The sequence below is a fragment of the Sterolibacterium denitrificans genome (assembly GCF_900174485.1).
GTDB lineage: Bacteria > Pseudomonadota > Gammaproteobacteria > Burkholderiales > Rhodocyclaceae > Sterolibacterium > Sterolibacterium denitrificans.
In genome coordinates this window covers 2,275,835-2,288,115 of the sequence record NZ_LT837803.1, presented here as the reverse complement: position 1 = coordinate 2,288,115, position 12,281 = coordinate 2,275,835, and the positions used below count along the sequence as shown (strand labels likewise).

The 12,281-nt window shown below is 63.5% G+C and carries 12 protein-coding genes; 4 read left to right on the top strand and 8 right to left on the bottom strand.

Going from position 1 to position 12,281, the window contains the following annotated elements; translation table 11 throughout:
- Positions 1-7 precede the first annotated feature (7 nt).
- Positions 8-1,456 carry an efflux transporter outer membrane subunit gene (locus SDENCHOL_RS10405; RefSeq protein WP_154717172.1) on the top strand — a complete coding sequence of 483 codons (1,449 nt, stop codon included), beginning with the start codon at positions 8-10 and terminating at the stop codon, positions 1,454-1,456.
- 6 nt (positions 1,457-1,462) lie between these two features.
- Here SDENCHOL_RS10405 and SDENCHOL_RS10400 read toward each other — a convergent pair whose 3' ends face one another.
- Positions 1,463-3,058 carry a DUF3300 domain-containing protein gene (locus tag SDENCHOL_RS10400; protein ID WP_154717171.1) on the bottom strand — a complete coding sequence of 532 codons (1,596 nt, stop codon included), beginning with the start codon at positions 3,056-3,058 and terminating at the stop codon, positions 1,463-1,465.
- A gap of 814 nt (positions 3,059-3,872) precedes the next feature.
- Between SDENCHOL_RS10400 and SDENCHOL_RS10395 the strand changes: the two genes are divergently transcribed.
- The 3 genes from SDENCHOL_RS10395 to SDENCHOL_RS10385 all read left to right on the top strand — a co-directional run bounded on the left by SDENCHOL_RS10395 (position 3,873) and on the right by SDENCHOL_RS10385 (position 7,772).
- Positions 3,873-4,190 (top strand): hypothetical protein, encoded by a 318-nt coding sequence (locus SDENCHOL_RS10395; protein ID WP_154717170.1) that lies wholly within the window; start codon positions 3,873-3,875, stop codon positions 4,188-4,190.
- A 147-nt stretch (positions 4,191-4,337) separates the two neighbouring features.
- Positions 4,338-6,077: a phytoene desaturase family protein gene (locus SDENCHOL_RS10390; RefSeq protein ID WP_172955064.1), complete on the top strand. Its 1,740-nt coding sequence runs from the start codon at positions 4,338-4,340 to the stop codon at positions 6,075-6,077.
- A gap of 12 nt (positions 6,078-6,089) precedes the next feature.
- Positions 6,090-7,772: a phytoene desaturase family protein gene (locus SDENCHOL_RS10385; protein WP_154717168.1), complete on the top strand. Its 1,683-nt coding sequence runs from the start codon at positions 6,090-6,092 to the stop codon at positions 7,770-7,772.
- 74 nt (positions 7,773-7,846) lie between these two features.
- On the opposite strand, the gene SDENCHOL_RS10380 is transcribed toward SDENCHOL_RS10385, so the two are convergent.
- The 7 genes from SDENCHOL_RS10380 to SDENCHOL_RS10350 form a co-directional block, all read right to left on the bottom strand.
- Positions 7,847-8,077, bottom strand: coding sequence for a hypothetical protein (locus SDENCHOL_RS10380; RefSeq protein ID WP_154717167.1), 231 nt, complete (start codon positions 8,075-8,077; stop codon positions 7,847-7,849).
- A gap of 55 nt (positions 8,078-8,132) precedes the next feature.
- Positions 8,133-8,957, bottom strand: a complete 825-nt coding sequence (locus SDENCHOL_RS10375; protein ID WP_154717166.1) for a TOBE domain-containing protein — start codon at positions 8,955-8,957, stop codon at positions 8,133-8,135.
- Positions 8,958-8,961: 4 nt separating this feature from the next.
- Complete coding sequence (locus SDENCHOL_RS10370; protein WP_154717165.1) at positions 8,962-9,570, bottom strand: nitrogen fixation protein NifQ; 609 nt, start codon at positions 9,568-9,570, stop codon at positions 8,962-8,964.
- A gap of 47 nt (positions 9,571-9,617) precedes the next feature.
- Positions 9,618-10,289, bottom strand: coding sequence for an SRPBCC family protein (locus tag SDENCHOL_RS10365; RefSeq protein ID WP_154717164.1), 672 nt, complete (start codon positions 10,287-10,289; stop codon positions 9,618-9,620).
- Positions 10,290-10,375: 86 nt separating this feature from the next.
- Entirely contained in the window at positions 10,376-10,795 is a 420-nt protein-coding gene (locus tag SDENCHOL_RS10360) for an ExbD/TolR family protein (protein ID WP_154717163.1), read from the bottom strand.
- Positions 10,795-11,523 (bottom strand): MotA/TolQ/ExbB proton channel family protein, encoded by a 729-nt coding sequence (locus tag SDENCHOL_RS10355; RefSeq protein ID WP_154717162.1) that lies wholly within the window; start codon positions 11,521-11,523, stop codon positions 10,795-10,797. The genes SDENCHOL_RS10360 and SDENCHOL_RS10355 overlap by 1 nt, the downstream gene beginning before the upstream one ends.
- Before the next feature lie 10 nt (positions 11,524-11,533).
- The gene (locus SDENCHOL_RS10350; protein WP_154717445.1) at positions 11,534-12,232 is read right to left on the bottom strand and encodes an energy transducer TonB; all 699 of its coding nucleotides are present in this window, start codon (positions 12,230-12,232) and stop codon (positions 11,534-11,536) included.
- Positions 12,233-12,281: the final 49 nt, after the last annotated feature.

The window sequence follows — 12,281 nt, the reverse complement described above, 5'->3', positions numbered from 1 at the left end:
GAACACGATGAGGGCAAGGCAATTGCGTACCTGGCGCAGCGCCTGGATGGTACTGGCTTTGGCGGGCCTGGGCGGCTGCGCCGTCGGCCCCGAGTACGTGCGGCCGGCAGTCGACGTGCCGGCCGCTTACAAGGAGGCTTCTGCCGAGGCAAGCTGGCAACCCGCGGCAGCGCAGGGCGAGCGGGCGGCTGGCGCATGGTGGACGCACTTCGGCGATGCGCGGCTGGACGAGCTGATCGAACAAGTTGCCGTCAATAACCAGAACGTGCAGGCGGCTGCGGCCAGTTACCGTCAGGCCCTGGCAAGTCTGGAGACGAGCCGGGCGGCGCGTTGGCCTTCAGTCGATGCCGCGCTGGCCAGTAGTCGCGGCGTTGCCGCCGGCAGCGGCAATGTGCCGGCAGGCGCGGCGCGCAGCACGAAGAGCGTGGCGCTGACGGCGAGCTGGGAGGCGGATCTGTGGGGGCGCATCGGGCGCAATGTCGAATCCGCCGAGGCGCTGGCGGCGGCCGGCGCGGCCGATCTGCAGGGCGCCTTGCTCAGCGCCCGGGCCTTGCTGGTGCAGAACTATCTGCAGTTGCGCATCGTCGATGCCCAGCGTCGACTGTATGAGCGCAGCGTGGCCGAGTATCGCCGCGCCCTGGAAATTACCCGCAATCGTTACGAGGCCGGTGTGGCCGGACGCAGCGATGTGGTTCAGGCCGAAGCGCAGTTGAGGACGACCGAAGCGCAGAGCCTGGAGCTCACGCTGCAGCGCGCCCGTCTCGAACACGCCATCGCCGCGCTGCTGGGCAAGCCGCCGGCTGGATTCAGTCTGGCCGAGGAAACGGCCTTGCCGCAGCCGCCGATGATTCCGCCGGGTCTGCCTTCGCAGTTGCTGGAACGCCGGCCCGACATCGCAGCGGCCGAACGGCGCATGGCGGCGGCAAATGCTCGCATCGGCGTGGCGCAGGCGGCGTATTTTCCGGCGCTGACCATTGCCGGCACGCTGGGTTACCAGAACGACCGCTTCGCGCAGTTGCTGACCGCGCCGCACCGTTTCTGGTCGCTGGGCCCGACGCTGGCCTTGGCCCTGTTCGACGGCGGCGTGCGCAGCGCAGCGACGGCGGGCGCGCTTGCCGCCTACGATCGGCAGGTGGCCGAGTATCGCCAGAGCGTGCTCGAGGCGTTCCGTGAAGTCGAAGATGCTCTGGTCACGCTGCGCCTGCTGGCGAAAGAAGCCGAGGTGCAGCAGCAGGCGCTGGCTGCCGCGCAGGAATTGGTGAGGCTGGGCAACAACCAGTATCTTGCCGGCACGGTGAGCTATCTGCACGTCGCCACGGCGCAGACCGCCGCGCTGGCCGCCGAGCGCAGCAGCCTGGAGATTCATGAGCGTCGCCTGCAGGCCGGGGTCGCCTTGCTCAAGGCGATTGGCGGCGACTGGCAGATCCCCGTCGTTGCACGAGCCGGCGCCGATTAGGCGCGCTCATCGGCGCGAGCCGCGTTCATTCATGCGCATGCCGCGGCCTTGCTCCTGATTCCAGTTGTTTGCTTGATTGCGCTGATTGCGGCTGCGTTCCTGCATGAAGTCGCTGTGCTCGATTTTTGCGTCACGTTCGATCCTGGGCTGGCTTTCACGCACGGGTTCGGCTTGTCCGATTTCTCGATTACCGGGGCCGGCGGTATTGGCGTTGCGAGGGGATTCTGGTGCCATGGCAGGGGCGGGATCGGCGTTGGCGTTGAAATTGGCGCGGCGTGATTCCTCAGCGCGGGGAGCGCTGGCCGGCAGCATGAAAGGGCGTGGCGCCGGCAAGGTCGCGTCTCCGCTTCCGGTATTCACGCTGCGCATATCCTGCCTGGAATCGCTGGGAGCATCGGCATTGCCGGCAGCGTTGAAATTGCGCTGCAGCGGAGGCCGAGGCTGAGGCTGAGTTTGTCCGGGCTGGTCGAGATGACTGCGTTCCCGGTTTTCCTGGCGCGGATTCGTCCATTCGTTTCTTTCGCCGGCTTGCCTGCGGTCGCTGCGGTCATTGTGGTCGCTGCGCTCGTCCTGCATGGCGGGGCGGCCCGGTGCCACGGCGGGTGGTGACGGATGTCGAGGTTGCGATGGGCCGGGTCGTACTTGTACCTGTGGCCGCGCTCCAGGCCGCGCATCATGCCGTATCGATGGGTGCGGATGCATTGCCGGACGTGGTGCGGGATGATGCCGCCAGACCAGTACCGAACCCAGCCTGGGCGAGGAATACGGCTGATAGCGGCGTGGATCATGACGGGGCGAACGATCCGGGCGGATATACACGCGGTGCTGGCGCCAGTCGAAGATGCCGAAGAAGAAATTCACGCCGATGCTGATGCCGCTGCTCCAGATCAGGCTAGAGCCGACGTAGGGCACGTTGTAACCCACTGCGAAATAACCGGGCCAAGGCGCCCAATACACGGGCGGATAACTGCGCCACCACCAGTTGCCGTAGACGAAATTCGGATTGTAGTAGGGCACGTAGATGACCTGCGGATTCACCGACTCGATGCTGATGATCTGGCCTTGCGGATAGACATTGATCTGCTCGCTGGAGCGCAGATTGCCCTGCTCCATGGCGCGCAGCCGCAGGCGCTGCACGCAGTCCATCACCTCGGTCTGCTGGTAGACGAAAGCCTCGCCAAGGCGCCGGGTCCAACTGATGTTTTCTTCCATGCGCCTGAGCAGTTGCGGAAACGCAACCAGCGACGTGACGCTCGGATCCCACTGATAACGCGGATCCGCCTCCACGGTTTCCACCGCCTGCCGGCCCTGATGATCGGGATGGCTGCGTGACCATTGCGAAGCTTCGACGACGTCCAGGGGGTAGGTGGCCGCCATCAGAACTTGCGAGAGCAGGGCGTCGGGATACAGGGCAACCGGCGCCAGCATCTGATCGAGTTCTGCCTGGGTGTAAGGCCGTGGCGCAACCTGTTCCTGCGCCGCTCCCGTTTGCGCCAGCGAAGCGCCGGCCGTGAACACGGGCAGGCAAAGCAGGAAAAACACCCGGGAAAGCCAGGTGAATGCAGATGTCGATGTAGATACGCTCTGAAAAAACGGATTCATTGCCGGCCTCGCTGATCGTTGTACATGGTTTCCATCCTACCCAATCAACGTCGCCGGGATGTGAAAGTTGGCATGAATGTATTGCAGGATGTTTCAGCCGGCCTGCCCGCCGGGAGGAATGAGGAATTTCCGCGCCCGAACTCGTGTCCGCGTCCATGCTGTGCGCTCGGTCATTGCCTGATTCAATTCGTTACCCCGTTCTGGAAAGGCAGATGGCGATCCTGATGAGTCCTGCGGCAAAAGTCCTTGAGGCTGTTCCAGGGGCTGCCGCGGCAGGGTAGGGCGAGACAACTGCTATACCCAATTTGGGGAAGCCATCGCCACGCTTCGGCTATGCTTCGTTATATTCATCTGTATATTACGTGCTCAATCAGCAATCCAGATTTCCATGAGAGCGGGATCTCGTCAGTGACATCCCGTGATCTCTGCCTGAAACGCCCTGCTTGATCCTTTTGCCGATTTGGCAAATCCCACATCGACACCGCCAGCATTCCGTTCCTTACGTTCTTCGTTATATCAAATTAAATATATCGAGATGGTTGCGCTTTGCCTCGACGCCTCGCCTACCCAATGAAACGCGATCTGCTCCCGCCAATGGCGCCGCCAGCCCGCAAGCATGAACTGGTGCCCCTCCCCTGGGGTGTCCTTGGGCCGTTGTCCATCAAGACAATGGCATTTTTTATTCCCGCCGGGTTCCGGACTCATGGCGACGCCGTCATGAGTCCGGAACGCAGCAAGCGCATATGCGAACGCACGCACGAACGCACGAGCACGACCAGCCGATTTTCCAAAGCAATCATTGAAAGGAGTACGCATGAGCGCACAAGCAACACCAAAGCAGCAAGCGGCAGCAGGCAGTACCGCGACAACCCGGCGCGGAACCATGTTGATGAGATCGACGGGCCTCGGCAAGACGGAACTGCTTGCCGAGATCGTCGGCCTGAAGCGGCAAGGCGACTATCTGATCATGGAAGTGCACACCATCTCGCCGGTGCATTGGAAGATACGCAGCGGCCTGAGCCGGCGCGATCTGTGGATGCTGATCAAGGCGCTGATGAGCTTCGAAGTGATCGCCTATCTCCTCAACCTCAAGGCCTGGTCCAAGGAGCCGGGGCATCCCGGCGAGTACTAGGACATGTGAGGCATTCCCGCGCAGGCGGGCGTCCAGAAGGTTCAGGAGGTCGTTGAGTTCATGGATTCCCGCCTTCGCGGGAATGACGGAGTCTTGAGTCACGAAAAAGCAAGCAAGCCAAACGATGCACTTATCCAAGGAGGAGCAATGAGCAAGGACGAACGGTACGACATCGTGATCATCGGTGCCGGCCCCAATGGCATGGCCACCGCCGCCTATCTGGCGAAATGCGGTCTCAGCGTCATCGTGCTGGAAGAGCGCACCGAGTGCGGCGGCGCCTGCGAAACCCAGGAACCGCTTGCCGGCGTGCGCATTTATCCGCATGCGATGCTGATGTATGCATCGCCGGCGCCGGGCTTCGAGCAGCTCGAATTGCACAAGTACGGTTTTCGCATGTCCTGGCAGCCGGATTACGGGACGGCCAGCACGGCGGTCGCGCTGGCTTGCTCCGACGGTTGGCGGGAGCACACCGAGACGGACAAGATGGGTTGGGCAAAAATCGGCGGGCTGATGGGGACGTCGGGGGTGTATACCCGAGAGCTCATGCGGGCTACTTTCTGGTGCCCGCCTCATCCGGCCAATGTCGAAGTCACCGACGACAATGTCCCCTACATGCAGGTCTACAAGAAACACCAGCCCGATCTCTACACGCCGGAACTGCGCAACATGACGATGCTCGATCTGCTCGACGAGCATTGCGAATCGGAGCACTTCAAGGCGGGCATGGCCTTTGCCGCCTGGGCGTCCGGCGCCGCAGGGCATTGGGAAGGCGTTGCGATTCCCGCGGCACTTTCGGTGCATCTGCTGACCCTGCCCAACACCGGGCGCAGCAGCATCCCGCGCGGGGGCTTGCACGGTTATCTGCATGCCATTCATCGCGCCGCCGTCCACAAGGGCGCGGTGATCCGCACCTGCTGCCCGGTCGAGGAAATCATCATCGAGGATGGCCGCGCGGTCGGCGTCCGCTTGCGCGAGACGGCGGCGATGGGCGGCAAGACCATACGCGCGAACAAGGCCGTCATCATGGCCATCGACGTGCATCAGGCCTTCCTCAAGATGATCGGCCCGCGCCATCTCGACCCGGGCTTCATCCGCAAGGTCAAGGACATCAGCCTGAAGAACCAGACGCTCTACGTTTCGGTATTCCATACCAAGAAACAACTGACGCTGAAACCGAAATGGGCGCGTGGAGACGCCTACGTCGGCGCCAACAAGCAGCCCTACCTGGGCATTTTCCCTTGCGATACGCGCGACATCTATTACGAGAACGTCACCGACGTCGATGGCCGCAAGGGCCAGCCGACGGTGCCGCCGGAACGCGCGATGTGGTTCCAGGGGCCGCCGCAGAACTTCGACACGACCGATTGCCAGGCCAACTATCCGGCTTCGCGCGGCTATATCTCGCAGGCGTTCGAGATGGCGGTCACTTCGCCCGATTACCACCTCGAAGGCGAGGACGCGCTGGACAAGTACAAGAAGGAAATGGACGAGTACATGCGCAAGGCCTACAGCCAGATGGTCGACGGCCTCGACGACGACAACCTCATCCATCACTGGAGCGCTACCGGTCGCGATGTCGAGTTCCGCAACACCGGCATCATCGGCGGCACCTGGTGCGGCAGCCGTCACGACGAGGATCAGCTATGGACCAACCGGCCGATTCCCGAGCTCGCGCGTTACCGCACGCCCATCGACGGGCTCTACCATGCGCACCAGACCTCGGGCCACCCCGGCGGCCTGTGCCTGATGGCGATTCCCTACAACCTGATGCACATCCTCATCGAAGACGGCATCGCGGACCCCGGCGACTGGTGGTATGCCTCGCCCTACTACATCCCCGAAGAGGGAAAGATCCCCGCGAATCGCAACAAGCGCAACGAAGGTTGAGGAGCCACGACCATGCCAAATTTCAAATACACATCCGAGTTCCAGTACGACCCGAACAACCTGTACGGCCACATGCAGGAAGAGTTTCCGAACAAGAGCGAATTCGACGTCGTCATCATCGGCGGTGGCCCCAACGGCCTGATCGCGGGTGCCTACCTGTCGAAGGCCGGCCTGAGCGTCTGCGTGGTTGAACGCCGCTTCGAGTGCGGCGGCGGACTCGCCACCGAAGAGAATCTCTATCCCTGCTTCTCGACCAACCCTCATGTTCTTTACCACATGATGGTGGATTACATGCCGGCGATCCGCGACTTCGAGCTCGACGGCAAGGCGCTCACCTGGATCCGGCCGAACGCGCAGACTGGCATCCAGTTCGCCGACGGTTCGTCGGTGCTGCTGTCGCGCATGGCGAACGATACGAAGGATTCGTTCAGCAAGTATTCGCAAAAGGACGCCAATGCCTTCGGCAGAGTCATCCGCGATTGGCGCCGCATCGTCGATGAGATCATCGCGCCGTCGACCTACCTGCCGCCGATGACGCCGATCGAACTGACCATGGCGCTGCAACGCACCAAGATCGGCCAGGAACTGCTCGAACTCGGCGAGAAGAGTCCGGTGCAGATCATTACGGAGACCTTCGAGAACGACAAGATCCGCACGCTGCTGCTCTACACCTCCTGCATGTGGGGGCTCGATCCACATGAAACCGGCCTCGGCTTCATGGTGCCGGTGCTGATCGACCGCGCCATGCACAAATGCTACTGCTACGGCGGTTCGCACAAGTTCGGCAGCGCGCTGGCTCGCCAGGTGGTCAAGAATGGCGGCGTGATCCTCGAAGCCGCCACGGTCGACAAGATCATCATGGAAAACGGCCGCGCGGTTGGCGTGCATCTCGCCCATGAAGACCGCGAGATTCGCGCCAAGGCGGTGATGTCGACGCTCGATCCGCATTCCACCTTCCTCGACATGGTCGGCCGCGAGAACCTCCCGCCGGCATTGACCAGTTCGGTCGAAGGCTGGGCGTGGGACAAATGGAGCTTCAACACCCTGCATTTCGCCTCCGACGAAGCGCCGATGTTCAAGACCGACGACCGCTTCATCAACGATGCGTTTGCCACCATCATCGGCATCGAGAGCATGGATCAGTTGCTCGCGCACTGGGACAACGTCGTCAAGGGCAAGATCGACCTCGACAACTTCGGCGGCCATTCCACTTGCCAGAGCCGCTTCGACCCCACACTCAGCGACCGCCCGGGCAAGCACGTTTCGATGCTGCAGATTCACGCCCCGTACGGCCTCGAAGGCGGCTGGGTCAACCGTCGCGAGGAGATCAAGGAGGCGATGCTGGAGAAAGTGCTGCGGGCGGCGCCGAACCTGCGCGGCAAGATCATCAGCACGATCATGGAGGATCCCGAAGAAATCGAAATCCGCTTTCCGAACATGCGGCGCGGCTCGATCAAGCACGGCGACTACCGCCCCCTGCAAATGGGCTGCTACCGGCCCAACCAGGATTGTTCGAGCACGCGCACGCCCATCGAAGGGCTGTACGTCTGCGGCGTATCGACCTTCCCCGGCGGTCTGGTGCTCGGCGGTCCAGGTTACATCGGCGCCAACATGGTGGCCGAGGACCTGTCGGTGCAGAAGTGGTGGAAACCGACGCCGGTGATGGAGAAATACCTGAAGACCTACTTTGATTGAGGAGATCGGCAGCACCGGCCACCGGCGGGAAGTCGCCGGCCAGGGCCAGGTGCTGCGCCGTTACGGTGCCGGCGCTATTCGGCCGGCGCGTATCCCGAGTGCAGCGCCCGGATCTCGGCGACCAGCGCCTCCTTGACCTGCTGCTCGTCGCAGCCCATGAGCACGGCGTCCTCGATCGCGGCCAGGGCGCACTCCCGCAGTTCCGCCATGTTTTCGCCCATCACCTTGAGCTTCTCCACGCAGGCGATGACGCTGCCGTCGGGGCGACGCCACGGATTTTGCGGAGAGCCGTAGACAGTCTGCACAGTCTGTGCCCGTGGAGAGCCGGTGGATTTCTCCTGGCTCATATATGTCAGGCGGTCAGGCCGGCACGCCGACGATCACGCTCGACGCCTTGAAGATGGCCGTCGCCGGCTTGCCGGCGGCGATGCCGAGCGTCTTGCAGCTTTCGTTGGTAATGACGGCGGCAATGGCGCCGCCGCCGGGAACTTCGATCACTACCTCGCTGTTTACCGCGCCTTCCTGCACGCGGGCGACCGTGCCGACAAGCCGGTTGCGCGCCGAGAACTTCGCGCCGCTGCCATCGGTCACGATGATGACGGACGAGGCCTTGACCAGCGCGAAGGCCTCCGCGCCGACTTTCAGCCCCAGCCCCTCGGTGCTTTCGTGGGTCACGATGGCGACGATCTTGAGGCCGCCGGCGATTTCGAGGTCGATTTCGTCATTGACCGCACCCTTCTTGACGGCCGTCACCTTGCCCAGGAACTGGTTTCTTGCGCTGGTTTTCATGTTCAATCTCCTGATGAGTAGAAAGTCGTGCGTAATGCCCTCGGCCTGCCGGCTGAGTTGTTCGATGAAGAGCCGATGTTCCTTTTCGATGATCTTGAAGTTCTCGACGAGCCGTTTGCCGCGGGAAGTCAATTGCGTACCGCCACCGCCCTTGCCGCCGGTCTGGCGCTCGACCAGGGGTTCGCCGGCAAGATTGTTCATCGCATCGATGGCATCCCACGCCGCCTTGTAGCTCATCTTCATGGTCTTTGCGGCCTGGCTGATCGAACCGCACTCGGCAATGCGGGCGAGAAGATCGACGCGTCCCGCGCCACCGAAATTCTCGCCGCTCATCGTCAGCCAGATCGAACCACGAACTTTGACTTCGACTTCGGCTGGTCTTTCGATCTTGCCCATGATCCTAATCCTGACGCTTATATTCCGGGAAGCATAACGCTATCTGCTCGCACTTGCCACAGCCGGGTGGCCGCAGATCCTCGATGCCGAGGAGGGCGCCCAGCTCGCCGAAGAGGAATCTTTTCCACTTCAGGTTCTGCGTGTTGCGCGCATGCAAGGCGGGAAAATGCTGCGCCAGCAGGGAAGACAATTCGGCTCTGTCGCTCAGGCCGGCGTCCTGCCATAGATGACGCTCTCCCATCGCCGCAGCCGCAATGGCGCGCGCGAGCCACTCGGTATGGCGGCGATCGCTTTCCGCCGCGCCATGGTTCATCAGCAAGCCGACCATGTCCGTGAACAGCGGTGGCGCGCCGCGCATGAGAATCTCATAATCCTGCTCCGGCATGGGCTCCAGGACGCCCAGTTCCGGAAAGTGCGTCGCGACGACCTCCAGCAGCGCCGGCTGCGCCAGGCCGAGCGTCCAGGCAAACAAGGGAAGTTCGCCGGCTTGCGCATTGCGCATCACGCCGGAAATCGTCCTGCGCGCGAAGCTCTCCGTCGCCAGACTCCCGCGCGCCGGGGCGCACATGAACTGCGCGACCATCTGCTCGCGTCGAGTGACGGTGGCCGTCATGGGGTTCCTCCCGTCGGGCAGCGGCGCTTCCTGATGGGTGGCTCGGGCTATTTCGAGCACGATGCCTGTCCTCCGGTCTTTTTTCCGCCGAACAACTTGCCGAAAAAACCAACGATGCTCATCCACAGCGCCTTGAAGACGATGGCGCCCATGTTGATGGAATCTTCCTGCGGCGGTGCGGCGGCGGGCGCGGTCTGCGCGGCGGCTTCGCCCGCCGCGGAAGAGGCCGCAGCCGAAACCGACGCCGGCGCAGCCCCGTCAGCCGGCGTTTCCACCTCCAGCATCTTGCGCACGTTGGCGATGTATTTCTTGACGATCTGCCCGGCCACGCCTTCGATCATGCCGCGCCCGACCTGGATCAGCTTGCCGGTGAGATCGACGCTGGATTCGAACTGCACGTCCGTGCCGCCTTCGATGCTCACCAGTTGGCAGGCGATGGTGGCGGTGGCCGTGCCGCCGCCGCGCTCGTTGCCTTCGGCCAGCAGATTGAGGCGCCGCGCCGCTTCATCGACTTCGGCATAGGTGATGGTGCCCTCGTACTGCGCGGTCACCGCGCCGACCTTGAGCTTGACGGTGCCGATGAACTTCTCGGGACTGACGATTTCCTTCAACCCGGCGCCGGGCATGCAGGCAACGACCATTTCCGGTTTCATCATGAAATCCCATACCTTCCCGATCGGTGCGGCAACCTGGAAGGATTCCTTCATTTCTATGGCCATGGGTTCTCCTTGCTGGATTCATTGATTCATTGCGAAATATTTTTTCGTCTTGCTTGCCTTGAACGGTGGCATGGGCTTTCCCGGTTTCACTCCGTGCGCGGATCGGTGACGAAGCCGATCCGCGTCAGCCCCTGCCGCGCAAGCATCGACAACAGGCGCGCCATCTCGCCGTAGGGCACGGCGTCGTCGCCCTTGAGATGGATCTCGCTGTCCGGCGCATCGAGCGCGAGCGCGGCGGCCCTCCGCTCCACTTCCTCGCGCGGGAGTGGCGTTCCGTTCCAGAAAATCGTGCCGTCGCGCTGGACGGCGATTTCGATGTGTTCGCTCCGGGTCACGTTGGGTTGGCTGCGCGCCTGCGGCAGCTCCAGCTTGACGGCGTGCGTCAGTAGGGGCGCGGTGACGATGAACACCACCAGCAGCACGAGCATGACGTCCACCAGCGGAACGACGTTGATTTCCGCCATGGGGCGGCCGCTGCTGCTGCCGCCGAGCGTACCGAGCCCCATTACACGGCCTCCGCGAGACGTAGCGGCGCGGCGCGCTTGCCCCGCTCGATGGGCGTGCCGGTGACGGCCAGGGTCAGCAGGTCGTGGCCGAAGGCATCCAGACGACCGAGCACGATCCGGTTGCGCCGCGTCAGGGCGTTGTAGGCGAGCACCGCCGGAATCGCCACCGCCAGGCCGATCGCCGTCATGATCAAGGCTTCGCCCACCGGCCCGGCCACCTTGTCGAGCGTGCCCTGTCCGGACATGCCGATGGCGATCAGCGCATGATAGATGCCCCATACCGTGCCGAAGAGGCCGACGAAGGGCGCTGTCGAACCGACGGAAGCCAGTATGGACAGTCCGCGCTCGAGACGTTCGGTTTCCTCCTCGATGCCCTGGCGCAACGCGCGGGTCATGAATTCGGACAGGCCGCCGGCCGCATCGAGGTGGGCGGCATCGCAGGCGGTGTAGTGCAGCCTCGCGTCGAGCGCGATGCGCGTCAGCCGGGCGCAGGGTTCGTCCGCCACCTCGTTTTCGACCTCCCGCACCGCTTCGTCGAACGAGCGCGCCTTGCGGAATCGCGCAAGGAAGGCGCCGTTGCGTTTGCGCAGCAGGCCGAAACTGATCAGCCGGTCGACGATGATGCCCCAGGTCACCAGCGATGCCAGCAGCATCGTGGCGAGAATGAAGCGCGCGACCGGATCGGCCTGCGCGAGGAAATGGGAAAAACCGAGCGCGGTTTCGTTCATGACTGCACCTCTACATGACAAAGGAAATGGGAACCAGCACCCAGGCGGCAAGCCGTTCGTTGCCGCGCCGGGCAGGTACGAAGCGCCAGCGGGCCACGGCTTCGAGCGCCGAGCGGTCGAGACGCTCGAAGCCGGATGAAGTCTTGAGCTCGACCCGTTCGGCCCGTCCGTTTGCCAGGATATGGACGTGCAGCAGCACCCGTCCGGTTTCGCCGCGCTGGCGCGACAAGGCCGGATAGATCGGCGACGGATTGTCGAGATAGTCGGCATTGAATATCGGCGGTATCAGGGGCGCCGGTTCGGCCTGCGCCGCTGCTGCGGTTGCGGCCGGGGCGGCGGGAGCAGGCTCTGCGGGTGGCGGATCGACGATGAAGGCGGCCGCCGGCGCCTCATCGCGCGGCGCGGCGGCCAATACCGGCGCCGGGGGCGTGGGACGCAGCTTGGGCACGATCTTCGGCCGGGGCGGTTCGGGCGGTGGCGGAACGAGTTGCGGCTGTGCCTGCGGCGCGATCAGTGTCGCCTGGATGATTTCTCCCACCGCCTGCCTGGCCTGCGGCGAGATCTGCAACGCGCCCCACAATATGACGGCGTGCGCGGCGACGACCAGCGTCCATTGCGCGATGCCGCGCAACCAGCGCGAGTCTGCGCCGTGATGCGCCGCGCGGATACGTTCCGCGCCGGCACCGGCGAGAAATTCTTCATTCGGCATCACGGCCGGGCCTCCGGCTTGCGCAAGACGCTGACGCTACGGAGTCGGC

Bases quoted from the DNA above. Each gene is read 5' to 3' on its own strand.
- SDENCHOL_RS10375 (WP_154717166.1), bottom strand. From the start codon at position 8,957: ATGGGCAAGATCGAAAGACCAGCCGAAGTCGAAGTCAAAGTTCGTGGT.
- SDENCHOL_RS10400 (WP_154717171.1), bottom strand. From the start codon at position 3,058: ATGAATCCGTTTTTTCAGAGCGTATCTACATCGACATCTGCATTCACC.
- SDENCHOL_RS10395 (WP_154717170.1), top strand. From the start codon at position 3,873: ATGAGCGCACAAGCAACACCAAAGCAGCAAGCGGCAGCAGGCAGTACC.
- SDENCHOL_RS10390 (WP_172955064.1), top strand. From the start codon at position 4,338: ATGAGCAAGGACGAACGGTACGACATCGTGATCATCGGTGCCGGCCCC.
- SDENCHOL_RS10385 (WP_154717168.1), top strand. From the start codon at position 6,090: ATGCCAAATTTCAAATACACATCCGAGTTCCAGTACGACCCGAACAAC.
- SDENCHOL_RS10370 (WP_154717165.1), bottom strand. From the start codon at position 9,570: ATGACGGCCACCGTCACTCGACGCGAGCAGATGGTCGCGCAGTTCATG.
- SDENCHOL_RS10360 (WP_154717163.1), bottom strand. From the start codon at position 10,795: ATGGGGCTCGGTACGCTCGGCGGCAGCAGCAGCGGCCGCCCCATGGCG.
- SDENCHOL_RS10365 (WP_154717164.1), bottom strand. From the start codon at position 10,289: ATGGCCATAGAAATGAAGGAATCCTTCCAGGTTGCCGCACCGATCGGG.
- SDENCHOL_RS10405 (WP_154717172.1), top strand. From the start codon at position 8: ATGAGGGCAAGGCAATTGCGTACCTGGCGCAGCGCCTGGATGGTACTG.
- SDENCHOL_RS10355 (WP_154717162.1), bottom strand. From the start codon at position 11,523: ATGAACGAAACCGCGCTCGGTTTTTCCCATTTCCTCGCGCAGGCCGAT.
- SDENCHOL_RS10350 (WP_154717445.1), bottom strand. From the start codon at position 12,232: ATGCCGAATGAAGAATTTCTCGCCGGTGCCGGCGCGGAACGTATCCGC.